The sequence below is a fragment of the Streptomyces sp. NPDC060049 genome, from assembly GCF_042736715.1.
In the GTDB taxonomy this organism is placed as follows: domain Bacteria; phylum Actinomycetota; class Actinomycetes; order Streptomycetales; family Streptomycetaceae; genus Streptomyces.
The window spans coordinates 33,394-53,952 of the sequence record NZ_JBHWVV010000004.1 but is presented as its reverse complement, the minus strand read 5'-3'; the positions used below and the strand labels follow the sequence as shown (position 1 = coordinate 53,952).

The 20,559-nt window shown below is 70.8% G+C and carries 21 protein-coding genes; 3 read left to right on the top strand and 18 right to left on the bottom strand.

What is annotated here, in order from left to right:
- Positions 1–7 precede the first annotated feature (7 nt).
- From nuoK to ACFWBY_RS07905, 11 genes are read right to left on the bottom strand one after another with little or no spacing between them, the layout of a single operon-like run.
- Positions 8–307: an NADH-quinone oxidoreductase subunit NuoK gene (nuoK, locus tag ACFWBY_RS07955; protein ID WP_385341344.1), complete on the bottom strand. Its 300-nt coding sequence runs from the start codon at positions 305–307 to the stop codon at positions 8–10.
- The gene (locus tag ACFWBY_RS07950; protein ID WP_385341346.1) at positions 304–1,116 is read right to left on the bottom strand and encodes an NADH-quinone oxidoreductase subunit J; all 813 of its coding nucleotides are present in this window, start codon (positions 1,114–1,116) and stop codon (positions 304–306) included. Before ACFWBY_RS07950 ends, nuoK begins: the two co-directional genes overlap by 4 nt.
- The gene (gene nuoI / locus ACFWBY_RS07945) at positions 1,113–1,754 is read right to left on the bottom strand and encodes an NADH-quinone oxidoreductase subunit NuoI (protein ID WP_385341347.1); all 642 of its coding nucleotides are present in this window, start codon (positions 1,752–1,754) and stop codon (positions 1,113–1,115) included. Before nuoI ends, ACFWBY_RS07950 begins: the two co-directional genes overlap by 4 nt.
- On the bottom strand, positions 1,747–3,117 hold the full coding sequence (gene nuoH / locus ACFWBY_RS07940; protein WP_385341349.1) for an NADH-quinone oxidoreductase subunit NuoH: 1,371 nt from the start codon (positions 3,115–3,117) through the stop codon (positions 1,747–1,749). Before nuoH ends, nuoI begins: the two co-directional genes overlap by 8 nt.
- Complete coding sequence (locus ACFWBY_RS07935) at positions 3,114–5,627, bottom strand: NADH-quinone oxidoreductase subunit G (protein ID WP_385341351.1); 2,514 nt, start codon at positions 5,625–5,627, stop codon at positions 3,114–3,116. Before ACFWBY_RS07935 ends, nuoH begins: the two co-directional genes overlap by 4 nt.
- Positions 5,624–6,988 (bottom strand): NADH-quinone oxidoreductase subunit NuoF, encoded by a 1,365-nt coding sequence (nuoF, locus tag ACFWBY_RS07930; RefSeq protein ID WP_385341353.1) that lies wholly within the window; start codon positions 6,986–6,988, stop codon positions 5,624–5,626. The genes ACFWBY_RS07935 and nuoF overlap by 4 nt, the downstream gene beginning before the upstream one ends.
- Positions 6,988–7,731 carry an NADH-quinone oxidoreductase subunit NuoE gene (gene nuoE, locus ACFWBY_RS07925; RefSeq protein ID WP_385341355.1) on the bottom strand — a complete coding sequence of 248 codons (744 nt, stop codon included), beginning with the start codon at positions 7,729–7,731 and terminating at the stop codon, positions 6,988–6,990. Before nuoE ends, nuoF begins: the two co-directional genes overlap by 1 nt.
- The gene (locus ACFWBY_RS07920) at positions 7,728–9,107 is read right to left on the bottom strand and encodes an NADH-quinone oxidoreductase subunit D (RefSeq protein ID WP_385341357.1); all 1,380 of its coding nucleotides are present in this window, start codon (positions 9,105–9,107) and stop codon (positions 7,728–7,730) included. Before ACFWBY_RS07920 ends, nuoE begins: the two co-directional genes overlap by 4 nt.
- Positions 9,107–9,847: an NADH-quinone oxidoreductase subunit C gene (locus tag ACFWBY_RS07915; RefSeq protein ID WP_385341359.1), complete on the bottom strand. Its 741-nt coding sequence runs from the start codon at positions 9,845–9,847 to the stop codon at positions 9,107–9,109. The genes ACFWBY_RS07920 and ACFWBY_RS07915 overlap by 1 nt, the downstream gene beginning before the upstream one ends.
- A complete protein-coding gene (locus ACFWBY_RS07910) occupies positions 9,844–10,398 on the bottom strand; it encodes an NADH-quinone oxidoreductase subunit B family protein (RefSeq protein ID WP_123079911.1) in 555 nt (184 codons plus the stop codon). Before ACFWBY_RS07910 ends, ACFWBY_RS07915 begins: the two co-directional genes overlap by 4 nt.
- A gap of 14 nt (positions 10,399–10,412) precedes the next feature.
- Entirely contained in the window at positions 10,413–10,772 is a 360-nt protein-coding gene (locus tag ACFWBY_RS07905; protein WP_008738438.1) for an NADH-quinone oxidoreductase subunit A, read from the bottom strand.
- Between the two features lie 919 nt (positions 10,773–11,691).
- Here ACFWBY_RS07905 and ACFWBY_RS07900 point away from each other — a divergent pair.
- Complete coding sequence (locus tag ACFWBY_RS07900) at positions 11,692–12,537, top strand: C40 family peptidase (protein ID WP_385341361.1); 846 nt, start codon at positions 11,692–11,694, stop codon at positions 12,535–12,537.
- 209 nt (positions 12,538–12,746) lie between these two features.
- On the opposite strand, the gene ACFWBY_RS07895 is transcribed toward ACFWBY_RS07900, so the two are convergent.
- On the bottom strand, positions 12,747–13,709 hold the full coding sequence (locus ACFWBY_RS07895; RefSeq protein ID WP_385341363.1) for a hypothetical protein: 963 nt from the start codon (positions 13,707–13,709) through the stop codon (positions 12,747–12,749).
- A 30-nt stretch (positions 13,710–13,739) separates the two neighbouring features.
- Positions 13,740–14,150 carry a hypothetical protein gene (locus tag ACFWBY_RS07890; protein WP_385341365.1) on the bottom strand — a complete coding sequence of 137 codons (411 nt, stop codon included), beginning with the start codon at positions 14,148–14,150 and terminating at the stop codon, positions 13,740–13,742.
- 335 nt (positions 14,151–14,485) lie between these two features.
- Here ACFWBY_RS07890 and ACFWBY_RS07885 point away from each other — a divergent pair, with 335 nt between their 5' ends.
- Positions 14,486–14,842: a hypothetical protein gene (locus ACFWBY_RS07885; protein WP_385341367.1), complete on the top strand. Its 357-nt coding sequence runs from the start codon at positions 14,486–14,488 to the stop codon at positions 14,840–14,842.
- A 16-nt stretch (positions 14,843–14,858) separates the two neighbouring features.
- Here ACFWBY_RS07885 and ACFWBY_RS07880 read toward each other — a convergent pair whose 3' ends face one another.
- On the bottom strand, positions 14,859–16,142 hold the full coding sequence (locus ACFWBY_RS07880) for a geranylgeranyl reductase family protein (RefSeq protein WP_385341369.1): 1,284 nt from the start codon (positions 16,140–16,142) through the stop codon (positions 14,859–14,861).
- A 97-nt stretch (positions 16,143–16,239) separates the two neighbouring features.
- On the opposite strand from ACFWBY_RS07880, the gene ACFWBY_RS07875 reads away from it, so the two are divergent.
- The gene (locus tag ACFWBY_RS07875; protein ID WP_385341371.1) at positions 16,240–16,770 is read left to right on the top strand and encodes a GNAT family N-acetyltransferase; all 531 of its coding nucleotides are present in this window, start codon (positions 16,240–16,242) and stop codon (positions 16,768–16,770) included.
- Positions 16,771–16,803: 33 nt separating this feature from the next.
- On the opposite strand, the gene ACFWBY_RS07870 is transcribed toward ACFWBY_RS07875, so the two are convergent.
- The 4 genes from ACFWBY_RS07870 to mqnC all read right to left on the bottom strand — a co-directional run bounded on the left by ACFWBY_RS07870 (position 16,804) and on the right by mqnC (position 20,396).
- Complete coding sequence (locus ACFWBY_RS07870) at positions 16,804–17,715, bottom strand: glutaminase (protein ID WP_385341373.1); 912 nt, start codon at positions 17,713–17,715, stop codon at positions 16,804–16,806.
- Between the two features lie 6 nt (positions 17,716–17,721).
- Positions 17,722–18,414, bottom strand: coding sequence for a demethylmenaquinone methyltransferase (locus ACFWBY_RS07865; protein WP_385341375.1), 693 nt, complete (start codon positions 18,412–18,414; stop codon positions 17,722–17,724).
- Positions 18,415–18,535: 121 nt separating this feature from the next.
- Entirely contained in the window at positions 18,536–19,189 is a 654-nt protein-coding gene (locus tag ACFWBY_RS07860; RefSeq protein ID WP_385341377.1) for a hypothetical protein, read from the bottom strand.
- 7 nt (positions 19,190–19,196) lie between these two features.
- Positions 19,197–20,396, bottom strand: a complete 1,200-nt coding sequence (gene mqnC / locus ACFWBY_RS07855) for a cyclic dehypoxanthinyl futalosine synthase (RefSeq protein ID WP_385341379.1) — start codon at positions 20,394–20,396, stop codon at positions 19,197–19,199.
- Positions 20,397–20,559 lie beyond the last annotated feature (163 nt).

Sequence of the window (20,559 nt, the reverse complement as noted above, 5' to 3'; positions counted from 1 at the left end):
CGACCCCTTACAGCTTCATCAGGCTGGCGTCGTCGACCGAGGCCGAGTGGCGGGTACGGAACAGCGACACGATGATCGCGAGGCCCACCACGACCTCGGCGGCGGCGACGACCATCGTGAAGAACGCGATGATCTGGCCGTCGAGGTTGCCGTGCATCCGGGAGAAGGTCACGAAGGCGAGGTTGCAGGCGTTGAGCATGAGCTCGACGCACATGAACAGCACGATCGCGTTCTTCCGGATGAGTACTCCGGTCGCCCCGATGGTGAACAGCAGCGCGGACAGGTACAGGTAGTTGACCGGGTTCACTTCGAGGCCTCCTCACGGCCGAGCCGCTCGGACGACCGCTGCTCCAGTGCCTTCAGGTCTTCCAGCGCCTCGCTGGACACGTCCCTGATCTGGCCGCGGGCGCGCAGCGTCTGGTTGACGGTGAGCTCCGAGGGGGTGCCGTCCGGCAGCAGGCCCGCGACGTCCACGGCGTTGTGCCGGGCGTAGACGCCGGGTGCGGGCAGCGGCGGGAGCTGTACGCCCTCGCGTACGCGGCGCTCGGCGAGCTCGCGCTGGGTGGCGGCGCGCTCGGTGCGCTCGCGGTGGGTGAGCACCATCGCGCCGACGGCCGCCGTGATCAGCAGGGCGCCGGTGACCTCGAAGGCGAACACGTACTTGGTGAAGATGAGCGTGGCCAGGCCTTCGACGTGCCCGCCGGAGTTGATCCGGCCCAGTCCGTTGAAGTGGGAGAGCCGGGCGTGGCCGATTCCGGCGATCAGCAGGACGCCGAAGCCCAGTGCGCACAGGGCGGCCAGCCAGCGCTGTCCCTTGATGGTCTCGGTCAGGGAGTCCGCGGCGGTGACGCCGACGAGCATGACGACGAAGAGGAACAGCATCATGATCGCGCCGGTGTAGACGATGACCTGGACGACGCCGAGGAAGTACGCCCCGTTGGCGAGGTAGAAGACCGCCAGGATGATCATCGTCCCGGCCAGGCTCAGGGCGCTGTGCACGGCCTTCTTCATCAGGATCGTGGCGAGCGCGCCGATGACGGCGACCGTGGCGAGGACCCAGAACTGCACTGCCTCACCGGTGGAGGTGGCCGAGGCGGCCGCGGCGATGGCGCTCACGCCCCCACCCCCTCGCCGCGGGCGGAAGCTCCCGCTGCCCCGGCTTCGGCGGAACCGGCGCCCTCGCCCTTCGACACGGCGACCTGGCGGACCGTGCCGGGAGCCGCCCCGGTCACCAGCCCGCGGTAGTAGTCGGTGTCGTCGGTGCCGGGGAAGATCGAGTGCGGAGCCTCGACCATCCCCTCGGTCAGCCCGGCGAGTAGCTGCTCCTTGGTGTAGATGAGCGATTCGCGGCTCGAGTCGGCCAGTTCGAACTCGTTCGTCATGGTCAGGGCCCTGGTCGGGCACGCCTCGACGCACAGCCCGCACAGGATGCAGCGGGTGTAGTTGATCTGGTAGACCCGGCCGTAGCGCTCACCCGGGGAGTAGCGCTCCTCCTCGGTGTTGTCCGCGCCCTCGACGTAGATCGCGTCGGCGGGACAGGCCCAGGCGCACAGCTCGCACCCGATGCACTTCTCCAGACCGTCGGGGTGCCGGTTGAGCTGGTGCCTCCCGTGGAAGCGCGGAGCGGTGGTCTTCGGCTGCTCCGGGTACTGCTCGGTGAGGCGCTTCTTGAACATGGCCTTGAAGGTCACGCCGAAGCCGGCCACCGGGTTCTGCCACTGCTCGCCCTGGTCGGCGTCAGACTTGTCAGACATTCTCAGCACCCTCCTCTCGGTCACTGTCAGTATTCGCCGCGCCACTGACAATGAGCTCCCGCTCACTGCGGGGCCGCCTGCGCGGTACGGGTGCCAGGTGCTGGCCGGGCTTGGGCGGTACGGGGAACCCGCCCGCAAGCGGGTCGAAGGGCGCCCCGGCCGCAGCCTGTTCGGCGTCCGCGAGGGCCGCCTTCTCCTTCTTGTCGCGGAAGAGGTCCGCGACGAAGGACAGCAGCAGGACCGCGATGACCCCGCCGCCGACGTAGAGCACGATCTGGGTGAAGTCGTAGTTCTCGTTGCGCAGCGCCCGGACGGTGGCGACCAGCATCAGCCACACCACGGAGACCGGGATCAGCACCTTCCAGCCGAGCTTCATCAGCTGGTCGTAGCGCACGCGCGGGAGCGTGCCGCGCAGCCAGATGAAGAAGAACAGCAGCAGCTGGACCTTGAGGACGAACCAGAGCATCGGCCACCAGCCGTGGTTGGCGCCCTCCCAGTACGTGGAGATCGGCGCCGGGGCCCGCCAGCCGCCCAGGAACAGGGTGACCGAGACCGCCGAGACGGTGACCATGTTGACGTACTCGGCCAGCATGAACAGCGCGAACTTGATGGAGGAGTACTCGGTGTTGAAGCCGCCGACGAGGTCGCCCTCGGACTCCGGCATGTCGAAGGGGGCGCGGTTCGTCTCGCCGACCATCGTGATGACGTAGATGATGAAGGAGACCGGCAGCAGGATGATGTACCAGCGGTCCGCCTGGGCTTCGACGATCGCCGAGGTCGACATGGACCCGGAGTAGAGGAAGACCGAGGCGAAGGCCGCGCCCATCGCGATCTCGTAGGAGATCATCTGGGCGCAGGAGCGAAGGCCGCCGAGGAGCGGGTACGTCGAGCCCGAGGACCAGCCCGCCAGGACGATGCCGTAGATGCCGACCGAGGCCACGGCGAGGACGTAGAGCATCGCGATCGGCAGGTCGGTCAGCTGCATCGTGGTGCGCTGGCCGAAGATGGAGACCTCGTCGCCGGGGGGGCCGAAGGGGATCACCGCGATGGCCATGAAGGCCGGGACCGCCGCGATGATCGGGGCGAGGACGTAGACGACCTTGTCCGCCCGCTTGACGATGAGGTCTTCCTTCAGCATGAGCTTCACGCCGTCGGCGAGCGACTGGAGCATGCCCCAGGGGCCGTGCCGGTTGGGGCCGATGCGCAGCTGCATCCAGGCGACGACCTTGCGCTCCCACACGATGGAGAAGAGCACGGTCACCATCAGGAAGGCGAAGCAGAACACCGCCTTGACGACGACGAGCCACCAGACGTCCTCGCCGAACAGGGAGAGGTCTTCGGCAGCGATCTGAACGGTGTTCACGCGCCCACCTCCGCAGTGGCGTCGCTGGTGTCGGCGGGGGTGGCCGGGCCGATGCGGACCAGGGCCCCCGGTCGGGCGCCGGTGTCGGCGAGGACTCCGGAGCCGGTGGAGTTCATCGGGAGCCAGACCACCCGGTCGGGCATCTCGGTGATGCGCAGCGGCAGTTCCACGGAGCCGGCCGGGCCGGTCACCGCGAGCACGTCGCCGTTCTTGACGCCCGTCTCGGCGGCCGTGGCGGCCGACAGGCGGGCGGCGGCCTCGTGCCGGGTACCGGCAAGGGCGTCGTCGCCGTCCTGGAGGCGGCCCTGGTCGAGGAGGAGCCGGTGGCCCGCGAGGACCGCCTCGCCCGCTCCGGGCCGGGGCAGCGGCGCGGTGTCCGCGGACTGTTCGGCGGCGCGCTCCCCGGCCCACTGGCCGAGCCGGTCGAGCTCCCGGCGTACGGCGTGTACGTCGGGCAGGGCGATCGGCCGGTCGGCCGCGTCGGCCAGCATGTGCAGCACGCGGGAGTCGGCGGGGGCGAGCCGGCGGGTCATCTGCTCGGGCTTGAGCGCGGCCTCGAACGGCCTGACCCTGCCCTCCCAGTTGATGAACGCCCCCGGCTTCTCGGCGACGGCCGCGACGGGCAGGACCACGTCCGCGTGGTCGGTGACCTCGCTGGGCCGCAGTTCCAGGGAGACCACGAAGGCCTCCTGGAGCGCGATACGGGCGCGGGCCGGGTCGGGCAGGTCGGCGAGTTCGACGCCCGCGACGAGCAGGGCGGACAGTTCGCGTCCGGCGGCGGCGTCGAGGATCTGGCCGGTGTCGCGGCCGTAGCGGTGCGGCAGCTCGTCCAGGCCCCACGCGGCGGCGACCTCGTCGCGGGCGCGCGGGTCGGTGGCGGGGCGGGCGCCCGGCAGCAGGGACGGCAGCGCGCCCGCCTCGACGGCGGCCCGCTCGCCGGCCCGGCGCGGGATCCACACCAGCCGGGCGCCGGTCGCGGCGGCGGCCCGTACGGCGGCGGTCAGCGCGCCGGGGACCCCCGCGAGGCGCTCTCCGACGACGATGACCGCGCCGGGCAGGCGCAGCGCCTCGGCGGCTTCCGCGCCGCCCTCCTCCAGGCCGGTCCGCGAGGCCAGCGCGTCGAGCCACTCGGGCTCCGTACCGGGGGCGGCGGCCAGCAGGGTGCCGCCCGCCTTCTCCAGGCCGCGCGTGGCGAAGGGGGCGAGGGCGAAGGTCCGCTGCTTGTGCTTGCGGTGGGCCTTGCGCAGACGCAGGAAGACGCCGGGGGCCTCCTCCTCGGCCTCGATGCCGACGAGGAGGACGGCCGGGGCCGCTTCAAGGGAACTGTTGGTGACCCCCCTGGCCCCACCGTCGAGGTCCTTGCCGGTGCCGGCCACCGAGGACGCCAGGAACTCGGCCTCCTCGGCGCTGTGCACCCGGGCCCGGAAGTCGATGTCGTTGGTGTCGAGCACCACCCGGGCGAACTTGGAGTAGGCGTAGGCGTCCTCGACGGTGAGGCGGCCGCCGGTCAGCACTCCCGCCCGGCCGCGCGCGCCGGCCAGCCCGTTCGCCGCGGCCTCCAGCGCCTCGGGCCAGCTCGCCGGGGCGAGGACCCCGTCGGTGCCGCGCACCAGCGGGGTGGTCAGCCGGTCGGGGCGCTGCGCGTAGCGGAACCCGAAGCGGCCCTTGTCGCAGATCCACTCCTCGTTGACCTCGGGGTCATCGGCGGCCATGCGGCGCAGCACCTTGCCGCGGCGGTGGTCGGTCCGGGTCGCGCAGCCGCCCGCGCAGTGCTCGCACACGCTCGGGGAGGAGACGAGGTCGAAGGGGCGGGAGCGGAAGCGGTAGGCCGCCGAGGTGAGGGCGCCGACCGGGCAGATCTGGATGGTGTTGCCCGAGAAGTACGACTCGAAGGGGTCGCCCTCGCCGATGCCGACCTGCTGGAGCGCTCCGCGCTCCAGGAGCTCGATCATCGGGTCGCCCGCCACCTGGGTGGAGAAGCGGGTGCAGCGCGCGCACAGCACGCACCGCTCGCGGTCCAGCAGCACCTGGGTGGAGATCGGGACCGGCTTCTCGTAGGTGCGCTTCCTGCCCTCGAAGCGGGAGTCGGCCTGCCCGTGCGACATGGCCTGGTTCTGCAGGGGGCACTCGCCGCCCTTGTCGCAGACCGGGCAGTCGAGCGGGTGGTTGATGAGCAGCAGCTCCATCACGCCGCGCTGGGACTTCTCGGCGACGGGCGAGGTCAGCTGCGTCTTGACGACCATGCCGTCGGTGCAGGTGATGGTGCAGGAGGCCATCGGCTTGCGCTGGCCCTCGACCTCGACGATGCACTGGCGGCAGGCGCCGACCGGGTCGAGGAGGGGGTGGTCGCAGAACCGGGGGATCTCGATGCCGATCTGTTCGGCGGCCCGGATGACCAGGGTGCCCTTGGGCACGGACAGTTCGATGCCGTCGATGGTCAGGGAGACCGTGTTCTCGGGCGGCACCGCTGCCTCGCCGCCGCCGGCGGGGGCGTTTGTGGTGACGGTCATGCGTTCACCTCGGAGTTCTTCTTGGGACCGTCAGCCCAGAGGGTCGACTTCTTGGGGTCGAAGGGGCAGCCCTTGCCCGTGATGTGCTGCTCGTACTCCTCGCGGAAGTACTTGAGCGAGGAGAAGATGGGGCTGGCGGCGCCGTCGCCGAGCGCGCAGAACGACTTGCCGTTGATGTTGTCGGCGATGTCGTTGAGCTTGTCGAGGTCGGACATGACGCCCTTGCCGGCCTCGATGTCGCGCAGGAGCTGCACCAGCCAGTAGGTGCCTTCGCGGCACGGCGTGCACTTGCCGCAGGACTCGTGGGCGTAGAACTCGGTCCAGCGGGTCACCGCCCGCACCACGCAGGTCGTCTCGTCGAAGCACTGCAGTGCCTTGGTGCCCAGCATGGATCCGGCCGCGCCCACGCCCTCGTAGTCCAGCGGGACGTCGAGGTGCTCGTCCGTGAACATGGGCGTGGAGGAGCCGCCCGGGGTCCAGAACTTCAGCCGGTGCCCGGGCCGCATGCCGCCGCTCATGTCGAGCAGCTGGCGCAGGGTGATGCCGAGCGGGGCCTCGTACTGGCCGGGGCCGACGACGTGGCCGGAGAGCGAGTACAGCGTGAAGCCGGGGGACTTCTCGGTCCCCATCGCCTTGAACCAGTCCTTGCCCTTGTTCAGGATCGCGGGAACCGAGGCGATGGACTCCACGTTGTTCACGACGGTGGGGCAGGCGTAGAGCCCCTCGACGGCGGGGAAGGGGGGACGCAGCCGGGGCTGGCCGCGCCGGCCTTCGAGGGAGTCCAGGAGGGCCGTTTCCTCGCCGCAGATGTACGCGCCCGCCCCCGCGTGCACGGTGATGTCGAGGTCGAGTCCGCTCCCCATGACGTCCTTGCCGAGGTAGCCGGCCTCGTACGCTTCGCGCACCGCCTCGTGCAGGCGCCGCAGTACGGGCACGACCTCGCCGCGCAGGTAGATGAAGGCGTGCTCCGACCGGATCGCGTAGCAGGCGATGATCATTCCCTCGATGAGGGAGTGCGGGTTCGCGAAGAGGAGGGGGATGTCCTTGCAGGTTCCCGGCTCGGACTCGTCCGCGTTCACGACGAGGTAGTGGGGCTTTCCGTCGCCCTGCGGGATGAACTGCCACTTCATCCCGGTGGGGAAGCCGGCGCCGCCGCGTCCGCGCAGGCCCGAGTCCTTCACGTAGGCGATGAGGTCGTCCGGAGTCATGGCGAGCGCCTTGCGCAGGCCCTCGTAGCCCTCGTGGCGCCGGTAGGTCTCCAGCGTCCACGACCGCGGCTCGTCCCAGAACGCCGACAGCACGGGTGCCAGCAGCTTCTCCGGGCTGGTGCCGTTCTCGTGCATCTCAGCGGTCACCGTCATCACTCCCCCTCCTCGGTCGTGGGCTCGGCACGCGGGCGCACGACCTTGCCGAGCTGCGGGGACTCGCCGCGCGCGATGCGCAGGCCGATCAGCGAGGCGGGTCCCGCACCGCCGCTCGCCTCGACGGCGCCCGCGCGCTCGTCCGGGAAGCCGGCCAGGATCCGGGCGGTCTCCTTGTAGGTGCACAGCGGCGCGCCCCGGGTCGGTTCGACCGGGCGGCCGGCGAGCAGGTCGTCGACCATGGCCCTGGCGGACTCGGGGGTCTGGTTGTCGAAGAACTCCCAGTTGACCATCACCACCGGGGCGTAGTCGCAGGCCGCGTTGCACTCGATGTGCTCGAGGGTGACCTTGCCGTCGGGGGTGGTCTCGTTGTTGCCGACGCCGAGGTGTTCCTTGAGCTCGTCGAAGATGGCGTCGCCGCCCATGACCGCGCAGAGGGTGTTGGTGCAGACCCCGACCTGGTAGTCGCCGGAGGGCTTGCGCCGGTACATCGTGTAGAAGGTCGCCACCGCCGTGACCTCGGCGGTCGTCAGGCCCAGCACCTCGGCGCAGAACCGGATGCCGGTGCGCGAGACGTAGCCCTCCTCCGACTGGATGAGGTGGAGCAGCGGCAGCAGCGCGGAGCGGCTGTCGGGGTAGCGGGCGACGACCTCGGCGGCGTCGGCCGCCAGCCGCTCGCGCACCTCGGCCGGGTAGTCGGGGGCGGGCAGCTGGGGCATGCCCAGGCTGACATCGGAAGTCATCGGTCGACGCCTCCCATCACGGGGTCGATGGAGGCGACGGCGACGATGACGTCGGCGACCTGGCCGCCTTCGCACATCGCCGCCATGGCCTGCAGGTTGGTGAAGGACGGGTCGCGGAAGTGGACCCGGTAGGGGCGGGTGCCGCCGTCGGAGACGACGTGGACGCCGAGTTCGCCCTTGGGTGACTCGACAGCCGCGTAGGCCTGCCCGGCCGGCACGCGGAAGCCCTCGGTCACCAGCTTGAAGTGGTGGATGAGGGCCTCCATGGAGGTGCCCATGATGTTCCTGATGTGGTCGAGCGAGTTGCCGAGGCCGTCCGGGCCCATCGCGAGCTGCGCGGGCCAGGCGATCTTCTTGTCGGCGACCATGACCGGGCCCGGCTCCAGGCGGTCCAGGCACTGCTCGACGATGCGCAGGGACTGGCGCATCTCCTCCAGGCGGATCAGGAAGCGCCCGTAGGAGTCGCAGGACTCGGTGGTCGGCACGTCGAACTCGTAGTTCTCGTAGCCGCAGTACGGCTCGCTCTTGCGCAGGTCGTGCGGCAGGCCGGCGGAGCGCAGGACCGGGCCGGTGGCGCCGAGCGCCATGCAGCCGGTGAGGTCGAGGTAGCCGACGTCCTGCATGCGGGCCTTGAAGATGGGGTTGCCGGTGGCGAGCTTGTCGTACTCCGGCAGGTTCTTCTTCATGGTCTTGACGAACTCGCGGAGCTGGTCGACCGCGCCCGGGGGCAGGTCCTGCGCGAGGCCGCCGGGGCGGACGAACGCATGGTTCATGCGCAGTCCGGTGATGAGCTCGAAGACGTCGAGGATCAGCTCGCGGTCGCGGAACCCGTAGATCATGATCGTGGTCGCGCCGAGCTCCATGCCGCCGGTGGCGATGCACACCAGGTGGGAGGAGAGCCGGTTGAGCTCCATCAGCAGGACGCGGATGACGGTGGCGCGGTCCGGGATCTGATCGGTGATCCCGAGCAGCTTCTCGACGCCCAGGCAGTACGCCGTCTCGTTGAAGAACGGCGTCAGGTAGTCCATTCGCGTGACGAAGGTGGTGCCCTGCGTCCAGTTCCGGAATTCGAGGTTCTTCTCGATTCCGGTGTGGAGGTAGCCGATGCCGCAGCGGGCCTCGGTGACCGTCTCGCCGTCGATCTCCAGGATCAGGCGGAGCACTCCGTGGGTCGACGGGTGCTGCGGACCCATGTTGACCACGATGCGCTCGTCGTCCGCGCGGGCCGCGGACCGGACGACCTCGTCCCAGTCGCCGCCGGTGACGGTGTAGACGGTGCCCTCGGTGGTCTCGCGTGCCGTCGAAAGGGGCGTCCCGGAGGGGCTCGATGAGGGGCGGTGGCCGGGCGACGGGCGGGCATGGTTCGAAGTGGACATCAGCTGTACGACCTCCGCTGGTCAGGAGCCGGGATCTGGGCGCCCTTGTACTCGATGGGGATCCCGCCGAGCGGGTAGTCCTTGCGCTGCGGGAAGCCCTGCCAGTCGTCCGGCATCATGATCCGGGTGAGGGCCGGGTGCCCGTCGAAGACCAGGCCGAAGAAGTCGTACGTCTCGCGCTCGTGCCAGTCGTTGGTCGGGTAGACCGCGACGACCGAGGGCACGTGCGGGTCGGCGTCCGGGGCGGACACCTCCAGCCGCACGATCCGGCCGTGGGTGAGCGAGCGCAGGTGGTAGACGGCGTGCAGCTCGCGGCCCTTGTCGTTCGGGAAGTGCACGCCGCTGACGCCGGTGCAGAGCTCGAAGCGCAGGGCCGGGTCGTCACGCAGGGTCCTCGCCACGAGCAGCAGGTGCTCGCGGGCGATGTGGAGGGTCAGCTCGTCCCGGTCGACGACGACCTTCTCGATCGCGTTCTCCGGGAGCAGGTCCTGCTCCTCCAGGGCACCCTCCAGCTCGTCGACGACCTCGTCGAAGTACGAGCCGTAGGGGCGGGCGCTCGCGCCGGGCATGGCCACGGTGCGCACGAGGCCGCCGTAGCCGCTGGTGTCGCCGCCGCCCGCGGCGCCGAACATGCCCTTGCGGACGCCGATCACCTCGGGGCCGCCGGCGCCGCGGGGCGCCGGGACGTTCTCGCCATCGCTGGCGTGGGGGCCGTTCTCCACGGCCGGGTCGTCGCTCACCGCAGGAGCCCCTTCATCTCAATGGTGGGGAGCGCCTTGAGGGCCGCCTCCTCCGCCTCGCGGGCCGCCTCTTCCCGGTTCACGCCGAGCTTGGATCCCTGGATCTTCTGGTGGAGCTTGAGGATCGCGTCCAGCAGCATCTCGGGGCGGGGCGGGCAGCCGGGCAGGTAGATGTCCACCGGGACGATGTGGTCGACGCCCTGGACGATCGCGTAGTTGTTGAACATTCCGCCCGAAGAGGCGCAGACACCCATAGAGATGACCCACTTGGGAGCGGGCATCTGGTCGTACACCTGCCGCAGTACCGGCGCCATCTTCTGGCTGACCCGGCCCGCCACGATCATCAGGTCGGCCTGCCGCGGGGAGCCGCGGAAGACCTCCATGCCGAAGCGGGCCAGGTCGTACCGGCCCGCTCCGGTGGTCATCATCTCGATGGCGCAGCAGGCCAGGCCGAAGGTCGCGGGGAAGACGGATGACTTGCGCACCCATCCCGCGGCCTGTTCGACGGTGGTCAGCAGAAAGCCGCTCGGCAGCTTCTCTTCCAGTCCCATGGAAATTCAGCCCCTCAGTCCCATTCCAGGCCGCCGCGGCGCCACACGTAGGCGTAGGCGACGAAGACGGTGAGCACGAAGAGGAGCATCTCGACGAGCCCGAAGATCCCCAGCGAGTCGAAGGTGACCGCCCAGGGGTAGAGGAAGACAACCTCGATGTCGAAGACGATGAAGAGCATCGCCGTCAGGTAGTACTTGATGGGGAAACGGCCGCCGCCTGCCGGCACGGGAGTGGGCTCGATGCCGCACTCGTACGCCTCAAGTTTTGCCCGGTTGTACCGTTTTGGGCCGATCAGCGTGGCCATGACCACGGAGAAGATCGCAAACCCTGCGCCGAGGGCGCCGAGCACGAGGATGGGCGCGTACGCATTCACGCTCCTCGCTCCTTCCAGTCGTCCTTGACCGTTGGACCGCTGTGCCGGCGCCAAGCGCCCCGCCTCGCGAAGATCGCACTGTGATCGAGCTGATCGAGCACTTGCATGTGAGGCAGTTCACAAGCCGGACTGGTGCGCATCTTATGCCTGCTCGTCTGTGATCTGCGACACGGGTTGCAACAACGAGTTTGTGATCTCCACCACCTGACGAACGATCATGAAGTCCGATGAGTGGTGATCTTCATACGCGAAGCATCCACATGATCACCAAAGGTGACATCCACCTCTGTAGTCGCAGGTGGAAGGCCTGCCGCACTACCAATCATGGCCCTTGCACGCAAATTGGCGAACGCGGTGCGCGTGGTGATAAAGGGATCGGCGTCGCCCGGTCGGGGGATCTGCCGCATACGGGAGTGGACGCGTGCACGCGTTCACTAAGTCGGGGCGCGGGAGTCGGCGACCCGGGCGCGACCGGACGCGGACGGCGACGGACGGGGCGCGGACCGGCTCGGGCGGGGCGACGGACGGGGCGCGGACCGGGCGCGGACCGGGCGGCGGACGGGGCGCGGACCGGCGCCGAGCGCGCTCCGGCGCGGTGGCCGGTTCACGGCCGGTTCACGGTCGGGTCACAGCCGGGCCACAGTGTCCGCATCGCGTGACACTCCTGTGACCTGCGCCACTCCACATTCACGGCGGCGAAAGAGGGCTTGGCCATCTGCACGCGTGGATGGTAGGCCGTGGATCAATTCGGACTTATTTCAGAAAACCCATGATCACAGGCTTGTGACGGGGTGTCCGATTGGCCCGTTACGGCGTCAATAGGAAGTCCGACGCGCCCGGTTCGCACCCTTCGCGCACAACTGTGGCGCAGACCACGTTTCTTGAAGGGAACCCTGACGCCCTGATAGCGGTTGTACCCATGTCCCTCACCGCTCACATACCCAGCCACCGGAAGCCCCGCCGCAGCGCCTCGAAGCTCGCGGTCCGCGCCGGAGTTGCCGGTGGCGTCCTCAGCACCCTGGCCATGGCCGGCACGGCGAGCGCCACCCCCTCCGCCGAGCCCGCGCACGAGACCACTCTCGAAATGCCGGTCCTCGACCTGGACCTGAGCGCCGAGGTCTCCTCCGCGGTCACCAAGGCCGCCGAGAACACCCGCGCCGCCGCCGTCGAGGGCGAGCTCAACGCCCTCGAGGAGAGCGCCCGCACCGGCGCCGCCGCCGAGGCGAAGCAGGCCAAGGCCGACGCGCAGCAGAAGGCCGACGCCGAGCAGAAGGCGAAGGAGGAGGCGGACCGCAAGGCCGAGGCCGAGCGCGCCAGCCGCAGCTCCGCCCGTACCTCGCTCCAGGCCAAGTCGTCCTCCGGCGGGGGCTCCTCCTCGCAGGGCACGGGCACCGTCGCCGCCCCGGCGACCGGTTCCGCCGCCGCCGTCGTGAACTTCGCCCGCGCGCAGGTCGGCAAGGCCTACGTCATGGGTGGCACCGGCCCGTCCTCGTTCGACTGCTCGGGGCTCGTCCAGGCCGCCTACCGCGCCGCCGGCGTCTCCCTGCCGCGCATGTCGCAGGCCCAGTCCTCGGCGGGCACCTCGGTGTCCCTGAGCGCCCTCCAGCCGGGCGACATCCTGTACTGGGGCTCCAAGGGCAGCGCGTACCACGTCGCCGTCTACGTGGGCGGCGGCAAGTTCGTCGGCGCGCAGAACTCCGGCACGGGCATCGTCGAGCGCTCGCTGAGCTACGACAAGCCGACCGGCGCCGTCCGCGTCCTCTGATCCGTCCTCGGATCCGTCCCCCGGCGTCCCCGGTCCACCGGTTCGCCCGGGTTCCTCCGGTTCCCACCGGATGTGTTCCACGCGTCCCGGGCCGCTCCCGGTGACACGCGCGAGGCCGGTACTCCCCCGCACGGGGTCGAGTACCGGCCTTTCGCCGCGGCGGTGCCTCACGGGGCCGCCGAGCGGCGCCCGGGCGGCCTGCCGGCCCCTCAGGCGACCGCGGCCGCCAGTCTGAAGCGGGACTCGCGCTGCGCCTTGTACAGGGCCAGGGTCTGGGCGTGCTCCTCGACGAGCCGCTCCTGGTAGGCCTTCTCGACCGCCGCCCAGACGCCCACGAGGTTCACCTCCTGCTTGCAGGCGACATCGGCCTTGGCCGCGTTGACGGCCTTGGGGCCGCCCTGTTCGCCCTGCAGGCCGAGCTCCTCGATCACGTCGTACGGGGTCTTTATCCCGCTGTAGCCCGATCTGCCCATGCACGCCGACCACTTCTCCAGCACGGCGAGCACGCGCGAGTCGTTCTTGGACCGGTCGTGCGCCTGCGCCGCAAGCCCGAAGGCGAAGAGCAGGTCCACGCTGTCCTTCGTCGGCGCGTACAGCTTGCGGTAGGCCTCCCTCCCGCAACCGCCGGCCGGCACCTTCTGCCCGCCGGCCGTCAGGCCGCTGTCCACGGACGCGGCTTCCTCCTCGTTCATCGCGTCGGGCGCCCGCCCGCCCGGTGCGTCGCGCCGTTCGCCGTTCATGACGGCGTACGCGCTGTCGCTCAGCTCGGGGGCCGCCGGCTTGGCGGCGGGGCCCCCGCCCCCGGCCGGCTCGTACCCGTAGGCGGCGGCGTGGGCGAGGTCGGCCGCTCCGAAGAGGGTGCGGTGGCGGTCCTCGGGTCCGCGGCCGCCGCCGGGCTCAAACGACTTCACCCCCTCGTACGCGAACCCGTAGCGGGCCATGCACCGGGAGAGGAGGCGCTGCTGCACCTGCCCCATGCGGACCGACTCGGCCTCGGTGTCCGTGTACGCGTCCAGGGGCAGTGCCAGCGCGGCCGTCGGCGGATTGATCTCGACCGGGCCGAGCTTCGGCTCGGCGCCCGCCGCGCCCGCGCTGCTCACGCAGCCGGCCAGGAGCGCGGCCGCCGGCAGGGCGGTGAGGGCGGCGGTGCGGACTCGGGCGGCGTTGCGCATCGGGCGGAACTCCTTCGTCGGCGGCCGGGATCAGGGGTGGAGGGTGTACTTGGCCGAGCTGATCCGGTTCTTGAAGGTGGTGGAGGCGTTGCCCTCGTAGTTCGAGGGGATCTCCCCGACGCTGCCGCTCAGGTCCCTGTCCGTGGCGACCTTCCAGGCGTAGACGTCGCGGTTGCGGTAGGACTCGGTGTTGTCGTTCACGACCGCTCCGCTGCCGGCGCAGGAGCCGCGGAAGGTGTCGTCGGCGAAGTTGAGGTCGTTGGTGACCAGGTCGAAGACGCAACCGGTGCGGCCCGCGTAGTAGAAGAGCCCGAATTCCTGGTCCTCCAAATTTCCGTCCCTCGCCGAAGCGGCCGAGGGTCCGGCCGCACCCAGGAGGACCGCGCCGACGGTGAGGGTGGCGGCGGCGCCGGCCGCCAGCTGGAGAAGCGCCTTCTTCATCGCGTATTCCTTGCCCTGGGGGTGAATGCGGATGGTGCGGCGGGCCTCGACCCGTGAATTCGGCCCGGCCGGAATTCAACAGTCCGTCACCGACCATGAGCAAGCAGTTTCAGGCCTGATGGACCGTCAAAATAGTTGTCTCACAGCCAACTTGGCCACCGCGGGCCCGGCTGCGCACCATCGCCGGCGCTCCCGCGGGCCCTCGCCCCGGAGCGCGGGACGGGCCGGCGCGCCGAGGTCCGTCCCGCCTGGCGGGCGTCCCGTACCGAAGCGCCGGGAGCCCTGCGAAGATAGTCGGGGCGAGCACGCCCGAGTCACCCAGGAGGTGGTGATCAGTGATCACCAGGCCGTCCGACGAACCCCCCGGCCACGGCTCCGGCGCCCGCCCGCCCGGCGCCCCCGCCGTATCCGCCGACCCCACCCCCGTCCGGGCCGCCGCGGGTCTCGGGCTGCTGGCACTGGGCGGATGGCTGCTGACCACCGCCCGCCCGTGGCACAAGCCGAACTCCCCGATCGTCCTGGGCCTCGACTGGACGGCCTCGGGGGCGCTGCTGGTCTGGGGCCTGGTGCTGCTGACCCGCTGCGTCCGGACGGTCCACGGCGCGGACGAAGCCCCGCACGGACCCGCGGCCGAAGCCCCCCACGACGGAACGGGCCGCACCGGGGAGCTCCCCCCGGCGCGACCCGCCTGAACGGCCCGCCCCCGCGTCAGGCCTTCGGGGCCACCTTCGAGAGGCCGTTGATGACGCGGTCCATCGCGTCGCCGCCCGTGGGGTCGGTCAGGTTGGCCAGCATCTTCAAGGTGAACTTCATCAGCACCGGGTGGCTCAGGCCGCGCTGCGTGGCGATCTTCATGACCTTCGGGTTGCCGATGAGCTTCACGAACGCGCGGCCGAGCGTGTAGTAGCCGCCGTAGGTCTCCTTGAGGACCTTCGGGTAGCTGTGCAGGGTCAGTTCGCGCAGCGCGGGGGTCGAGCGGGAGTGCGCCTGGACGATGACGTCGGCGGCGATCTGTCCCGACTCCATCGCGTAGGCGATGCCCTCGCCGTTGAACGGGTTGACGAGCCCGCCCGCGTCACCGACGAGCATCAGGCCCTTGGTGTAGTGCGGCTGGCGGTTGAAGGCCATCGGCAGGGCCGCGCCCCGGATCGGCTGCGTCATGTTCTCGGGGGTGTAGCCCCAGTCCTCGGGCATGGACGCGCACCAGGCCTTGAGGACCTCGCGCCAGTCCAGCTCCTTGAAGGCGGAGGAGGAGTTGAGGATGCCGAGGCCGACGTTGGAGGTGCCGTCGCCCATGCCGAAGATCCAGCCGTAGCCGGGCAGCAGCCGGTCCTCGGCGCCGCGCCGGTCCCACAGCTCCAGCCACGACTCCAGGTAGTCGTCGTCGTGCCGGGGCGAGGTGAAGTACGTCCGCACGGCCACGCCCATCGGGCGGTCCTCGCGGCGGTGCAGGCCCATCGCGAGGGAGAGCCGCGAGGAGTTGCCGTCGGCCGCGACGACCAGCGGGGCGCTGAAGGTGACCGGGGTCTTCTCCTCGCCCAGCTTGGCCTGCACGCCCGTGATGTGGCCGGTGCGGGGGTCCCGGACGGGCTCGCCGACGTTGCAGCGCTCGTAGAGGCGGGCGCCCGCCTTCTGTGCCTGACGGGCCAGCGTCTCGTCGAAGTCGTCGCGCTTGCGCACGAGTCCGTAGTCGGGGAAGGAGGCCAGCTCCGGCCAGTCCAGCTGGAGGCGCTGACCGCCGCCGATGATCCGCAGGCCCTTGTTGCGGAGCCAGCCCGCCTCTTCGGAAACGTCGATGCCCATCGACACGAGCTGCTTGGTGGCGCGCGGGGTCAGGCCGTCGCCGCAGACCTTCTCGCGCGGGAACGCCGTCTTCTCCAGGAGCAGGACGTCGAGTCCGGCCTTCGCCAGGTAGTAGGCGGTGGTCGAGCCGGCGGGCCCGGCCCCGACGACGATCACGTCCGCGGAGTGTTCGGAGAGGGGCTCGGTCACAGCGGGGTCTCCCGAAGGCTCGATAAGGGGTGCCCAACGGCACAAGACACGTGCAGTCTATGCAGCGAGAGAGATCACGATCCGAAGGGCTGCCCTGATGACCACCTCGCCGACCCGGCCACTGCCCACCGTCCAGCTCCGCGTGCCCACGGACGAGGACGCGCGCGCCTGGCACGGCGTCTTCGACGACGCCGAGGTCATGGAGTTCCTCGGCGGACCGGCCGAGCTGTCCGCGTACGAGGAGATCACCGCGCGCCAGCGCATGCACGACGCGCAGCTCGGCTACTGCCTGTGGACGCTGCTGGACGCAGAGGGCGAGGTGCTCGGCTTCACGGGGGCCCAGCCGTGGCCCGCGGCCAAGGAGTGGGGGCCGGTCGGGGAGATCGAGATCGGCTGGCGGCTGGGGCGGGCGGCGTGGGGGCAGGGTTACGCGTACGCCGCTGCGCTGGCGACGCTGGAGCGGGTGCGGGGGACCGGGCTGGCTCGGGTGGTGGCGATGATCGACGATGCGAACGTCCGGTCGATCGCGGTGGCGGAGCGGCTGGGGATGGACCTGGAGGAGCGGTTCCTGCTGCCCAACGGCACTCGGTACGGCCGGCGCTACGCGCTTTCCCTGCGCGGCGAGTAGGCGGCCGCTGCGCCGAACCGTGCGGGGGTCGTGTCAAAAAACGGACAGGCCCGTCAGCGTGGTGAAGCGGTCCAGGGCCGCGACGGCGGCCACCGAGTTGCCCTGGGGGTCCAGGCCGGGGCTCCAGGCGGCCAGCGTGCACGCCCCGGGGACCACCGCCACGATTCCGCCGCCCACCCCGCTCTTGCCCGGCAGGCCGACGCGGTAGGCGAACTCCCCCGCCGCGTCGTAGGTCCCGCAGGTCAGCATGACCGCGTTGATCTGCTTCGCCTCGCTGCGCGTCAACAGCCGGGTGCCGTCCGCGCGCAGGCCGTGCCGGGCCAGGAAGCGGCCGGCGCGCGCGAGGTCCGCGCAGGACATCTCGATCGAGCACTGCCAGAAGTAGTGCTCCAACAGGGCCGGCACGGGGTTGTCCACGTTGCCGTAGCTCGCCATGAAGTGGGCGAGCGCGGCGTTGCGGTCACCGTGCTCGGATTCGGAGGCGGCGACCGCCGCGTCGAAGCCGAGGTCCGGGTTCTGGCTCTCCTCCCGCAGGAAGCGCAGCAGTTCGCTGCTCGCGTCGCCCGTCAGCGTCTGGAGCCGGTCGGTGACGACGAGCGCGCCCGCGTTGATGAACGGGTTGCGCGGGATGCCGTTCTCGTACTCCAGCTGCACCAGGGAGTTGAAGGGGTTGCCGGAGGGTTCCCGGCCCACCCGCTCCCACAGGCTGTCGCCGCCCTCGGCGAGCGCGAGGGCCAGCGCGAAGACCTTGGTGATGGACTGGGCGGAGAAGGGCGTGCGCCAGTCACCGACTCCGAAGACGTTGCCGTCGAGGTCGGCGACTGCCATCCCGAACTGGCGGGGGTCGACGGACGCCAGCGCCGGGATGTACTCGGCGGGCGTCCCGCTGCCCACCAGCGGGGCGACGTCCTTCGCCACCTGTTCCAGCAGCGCCTGGTAGTCCACCGGGACCTACCCCTTGGTACCGCGGTGCAGGGCCACGATGCCACCGCTCAGGTTGCGCCAGGCGACCTTGGACCAGCCGGCCTTCTGCAGCAGCGCGGCCAGCGCCGGCTGGTCGGGCCAGGCGCGGATGGAGTCGGCGAGGTACACGTACGCGTCGGGGTTGGAGGAGACCGCCCGGGCCACCGGCGGCATCGCGCGCATCAGGTACTCGGTGTACACGGTCCGGAAGGGTGCCCAGGTGGGCTGCGAGAACTCGCAGATCACGACCTGTCCGCCGGGCTTCGAGACCCGGTACAGCTCGCGCAGGGCGGCGTCGGTGTCCTGGACGTTGCGCAGGCCGAAGGAGATGGTGACGGAGTCGAAGACGCCGTCCTTGAACGGGAGCTTCGTCGCGTCGCCGGCGGTCAGCGGGAGCCAGGGGTTGCGCTTCTTGCCCTCGCGGAGCATGCCGAGGGAGAAGTCGCAGGGGACGACGTACGCGCCGGTCGCGGCGAAGGGCAGCGAGGACGTGGCCGTTCCGGCGGCCAGGTCCAGGACCAGGTGGCCGGGGCGCGCACCGACCGCCTTGGCGACCTCCTTGCGCCACAGGCGGGCCTGCCCGAGGGAGAGGACGTCGTTGGTGAGGTCGTAGTTCGCCGCCACGCCGTCGAACATGGAGGCGACTTCGTGCGGCTGCTTGTCCAGGGAAGCGGTGGTCACTGGCGTAGGCCCCTCGGGTCTCTGCGGTGCGGTGCGGGTGCGGTGTACGCCCGCGCCGCCGGTGCGTCGCACGTGCTCCGCGGGTACCCGGCCATTCTCGCAGGCCGCGCCCGCCGTCCGCTCAGCGGCGGCGGTGCAGCAGCCGTCCGCCGACGACCGTGGCCACGCAGCTGGTCGGGCCCTGCTCGAACAGTTCCGCCGGGCCGGCCACCGCGAAGGCGGCGAAGCGGGCCGGGGCCCCGGCCTCCAGGACCCCGTGGAAGGCCTCCTCGGCCGAGTCCCGCCCGGCGAAGGGGTTCAGGCCGGCCGGGCCCTCGTACGGGGCGGGCGGTAGGACGGTGAGTCCGGAGCGGGTCACGGCGGTCCGCACGGACGGGACGGTGATGCGCCCGGTCAGCGCGACCACGCCGCGCGCGAGGAGTTTCTGCGTGCCGCGCCGGGCGCTGTTGCCCCAGCGTGCCTCGGTCATCTTGAGGTCGGCCAGTGCCCCGGCGCCGGTGATCGGCTCGGCCCCGAGCTCGGTGACCTCGTACGGGTCGTCCGGGTAGTAGGTGCGCTCCAGCAGCTCGTCGCCGCCGCGCACCAGCAGTCCCGGAGTCAGTACCCCGGGCCAGCTGCGGGCCCGCGCGTGCGGGTAGGCGGCGGCGAGCTCCTGGTACGGGCCCACGCGGGCGATCCGGTCGCCCTCGACCAGGGCCGCGCCGCCGGGGAGCGGCGCGGATCCCGGGCCGGTGAGGCCGGTGACGAGGAGTTCTGCGGTGTGGATCGTCAGCACGGGCGCGTCAGTTCGAGGAGATGAGCTTCAGCTCGGGGTGGGCGGTGCCGCCCTCGATGGCGGTGGAGGAGATGTGCGAGACGACGCGGTCGTCGACCGGGTCGTTCGCCGGGTCGTCGTGCACGAGGAGGTGCTCGTACGTCGTCGCGCGCTGGGCGGGGGTGCGGCCCGCCTTGCGGATCAGGTCGATGATCTCCATGCGGTTGGAGCGGTGCTTGGCACCGGCCGAGGAGACGACGTTCTCCTCCAGCATGATCGAGCCGAGGTCGTCGGCGCCGTAGTGCAGGGAGAGCTGGCCCGCTTCCTTGCCGACGGTGAGCCAGGAGCCCTGGATGTGGGCGATGTTGTCGAGGAACAGGCGCGCGATGGCGATCATGCGCAGGTACTCGAAGACGGTCGCCTGGGTACGGCCCTTGAGGTGGTTGTTCTCGGGCTGGTAGGTGTACGGGATGAAGGCGCGGAAGCCGCCCGTACGGTCCTGGGTGTCCCGGATCATCGCGATGTGCTCGATGCGCTCGGCGTTGGTCTCGCCGGTGCCCATCAGCATGGTGGAGGTCGACTCGACGCCCAGCTTGTGGGCGAGCTCCATGATCTCCAGCCAGCGCTCTCCGGACTCCTTCAGCGGGGCGATCGCCTTGCGCGGCCGCTCCGGCAGCAGTTCGGCGCCGGCGCCAGCGAAGGAGTCGAGGCCGGCCGCGTGGATCCGGCTGATGGCCTCCTCCGCGGAGACGCCGGAGATGCGGGCCATGTGCTCGACCTCGGACGCGCCGAGGGAGTGGATGACCAGCTGCGGGTAGGCCTGCTTGATGGCGGAGAAGTGCTGCTCGTAGTACTCGACGCCGTAGTCCGGGTGGTGGCCGCCCTGGAACATGATCTGCGTGCCGCCCAGCTCGACGGTCTCCGCGCAGCGGCGCAGGATGTCCTCGAGATCGCGGGACCAGCCCTTCTTCGCGTCCTTGGGGGCCGCGTAGAAGGCGCAGAACTTGCACGCCGTCACACACACGTTGGTGTAGTTGATGTTGCGCTCGATGATGTACGTCGCGATGTGCTCGGTACCCGCGTAGCGCAGGCGGCGCGCGGCGTCGGCGGCCTGGCCGAGCGCGTGCAGCGGTGCGTGGCGGTAGAGGTCGAGTGCCTCTTCCTTGGTGATCCGGCCCCCAGCGGCGGCTCGGTCGAGGACAGACTGGAGAGCGGCCTGGTCGGTCACCGGTGCGTCACCTTTCGGCTGTGTCGTTCGGCTGTGTCAAGGGTCCGGACCGATCCAGCCTACGCCAGCGGCCGTACCGCTTTCCCAGAGCCCCGGCCCCGACGCGGCCCCGGCCCCGGCGGCGGCCCGGACCGAGCGGCCGGAACGGGGCCGGGGGTTGGGC

What these genes read in the sequence shown, in the direction of transcription:
- nuoE (WP_385341355.1), bottom strand. Translation starts at nt 7,731, where the DNA reads ATGACTTCCGATGTCAGCCTGGGCATGCCCCAGCTGCCCGCCCCCGAC.
- ACFWBY_RS07935 (WP_385341351.1), bottom strand. Translation starts at nt 5,627, where the DNA reads ATGACCGTCACCACAAACGCCCCCGCCGGCGGCGGCGAGGCAGCGGTG.
- ACFWBY_RS07890 (WP_385341365.1), bottom strand. Translation starts at nt 14,150, where the DNA reads ATGAAGAAGGCGCTTCTCCAGCTGGCGGCCGGCGCCGCCGCCACCCTC.
- nuoI (WP_385341347.1), bottom strand. Translation starts at nt 1,754, where the DNA reads ATGTCTGACAAGTCTGACGCCGACCAGGGCGAGCAGTGGCAGAACCCG.
- ACFWBY_RS07910 (WP_123079911.1), bottom strand. Translation starts at nt 10,398, where the DNA reads ATGGGACTGGAAGAGAAGCTGCCGAGCGGCTTTCTGCTGACCACCGTC.
- ACFWBY_RS07895 (WP_385341363.1), bottom strand. Translation starts at nt 13,709, where the DNA reads ATGCGCAACGCCGCCCGAGTCCGCACCGCCGCCCTCACCGCCCTGCCG.
- ACFWBY_RS07920 (WP_385341357.1), bottom strand. Translation starts at nt 9,107, where the DNA reads ATGTCCACTTCGAACCATGCCCGCCCGTCGCCCGGCCACCGCCCCTCA.
- ACFWBY_RS07900 (WP_385341361.1), top strand. Translation starts at nt 11,692, where the DNA reads ATGTCCCTCACCGCTCACATACCCAGCCACCGGAAGCCCCGCCGCAGC.
- nuoF (WP_385341353.1), bottom strand. Translation starts at nt 6,988, where the DNA reads ATGACGGTGACCGCTGAGATGCACGAGAACGGCACCAGCCCGGAGAAG.
- ACFWBY_RS07875 (WP_385341371.1), top strand. Translation starts at nt 16,240, where the DNA reads ATGACCACCTCGCCGACCCGGCCACTGCCCACCGTCCAGCTCCGCGTG.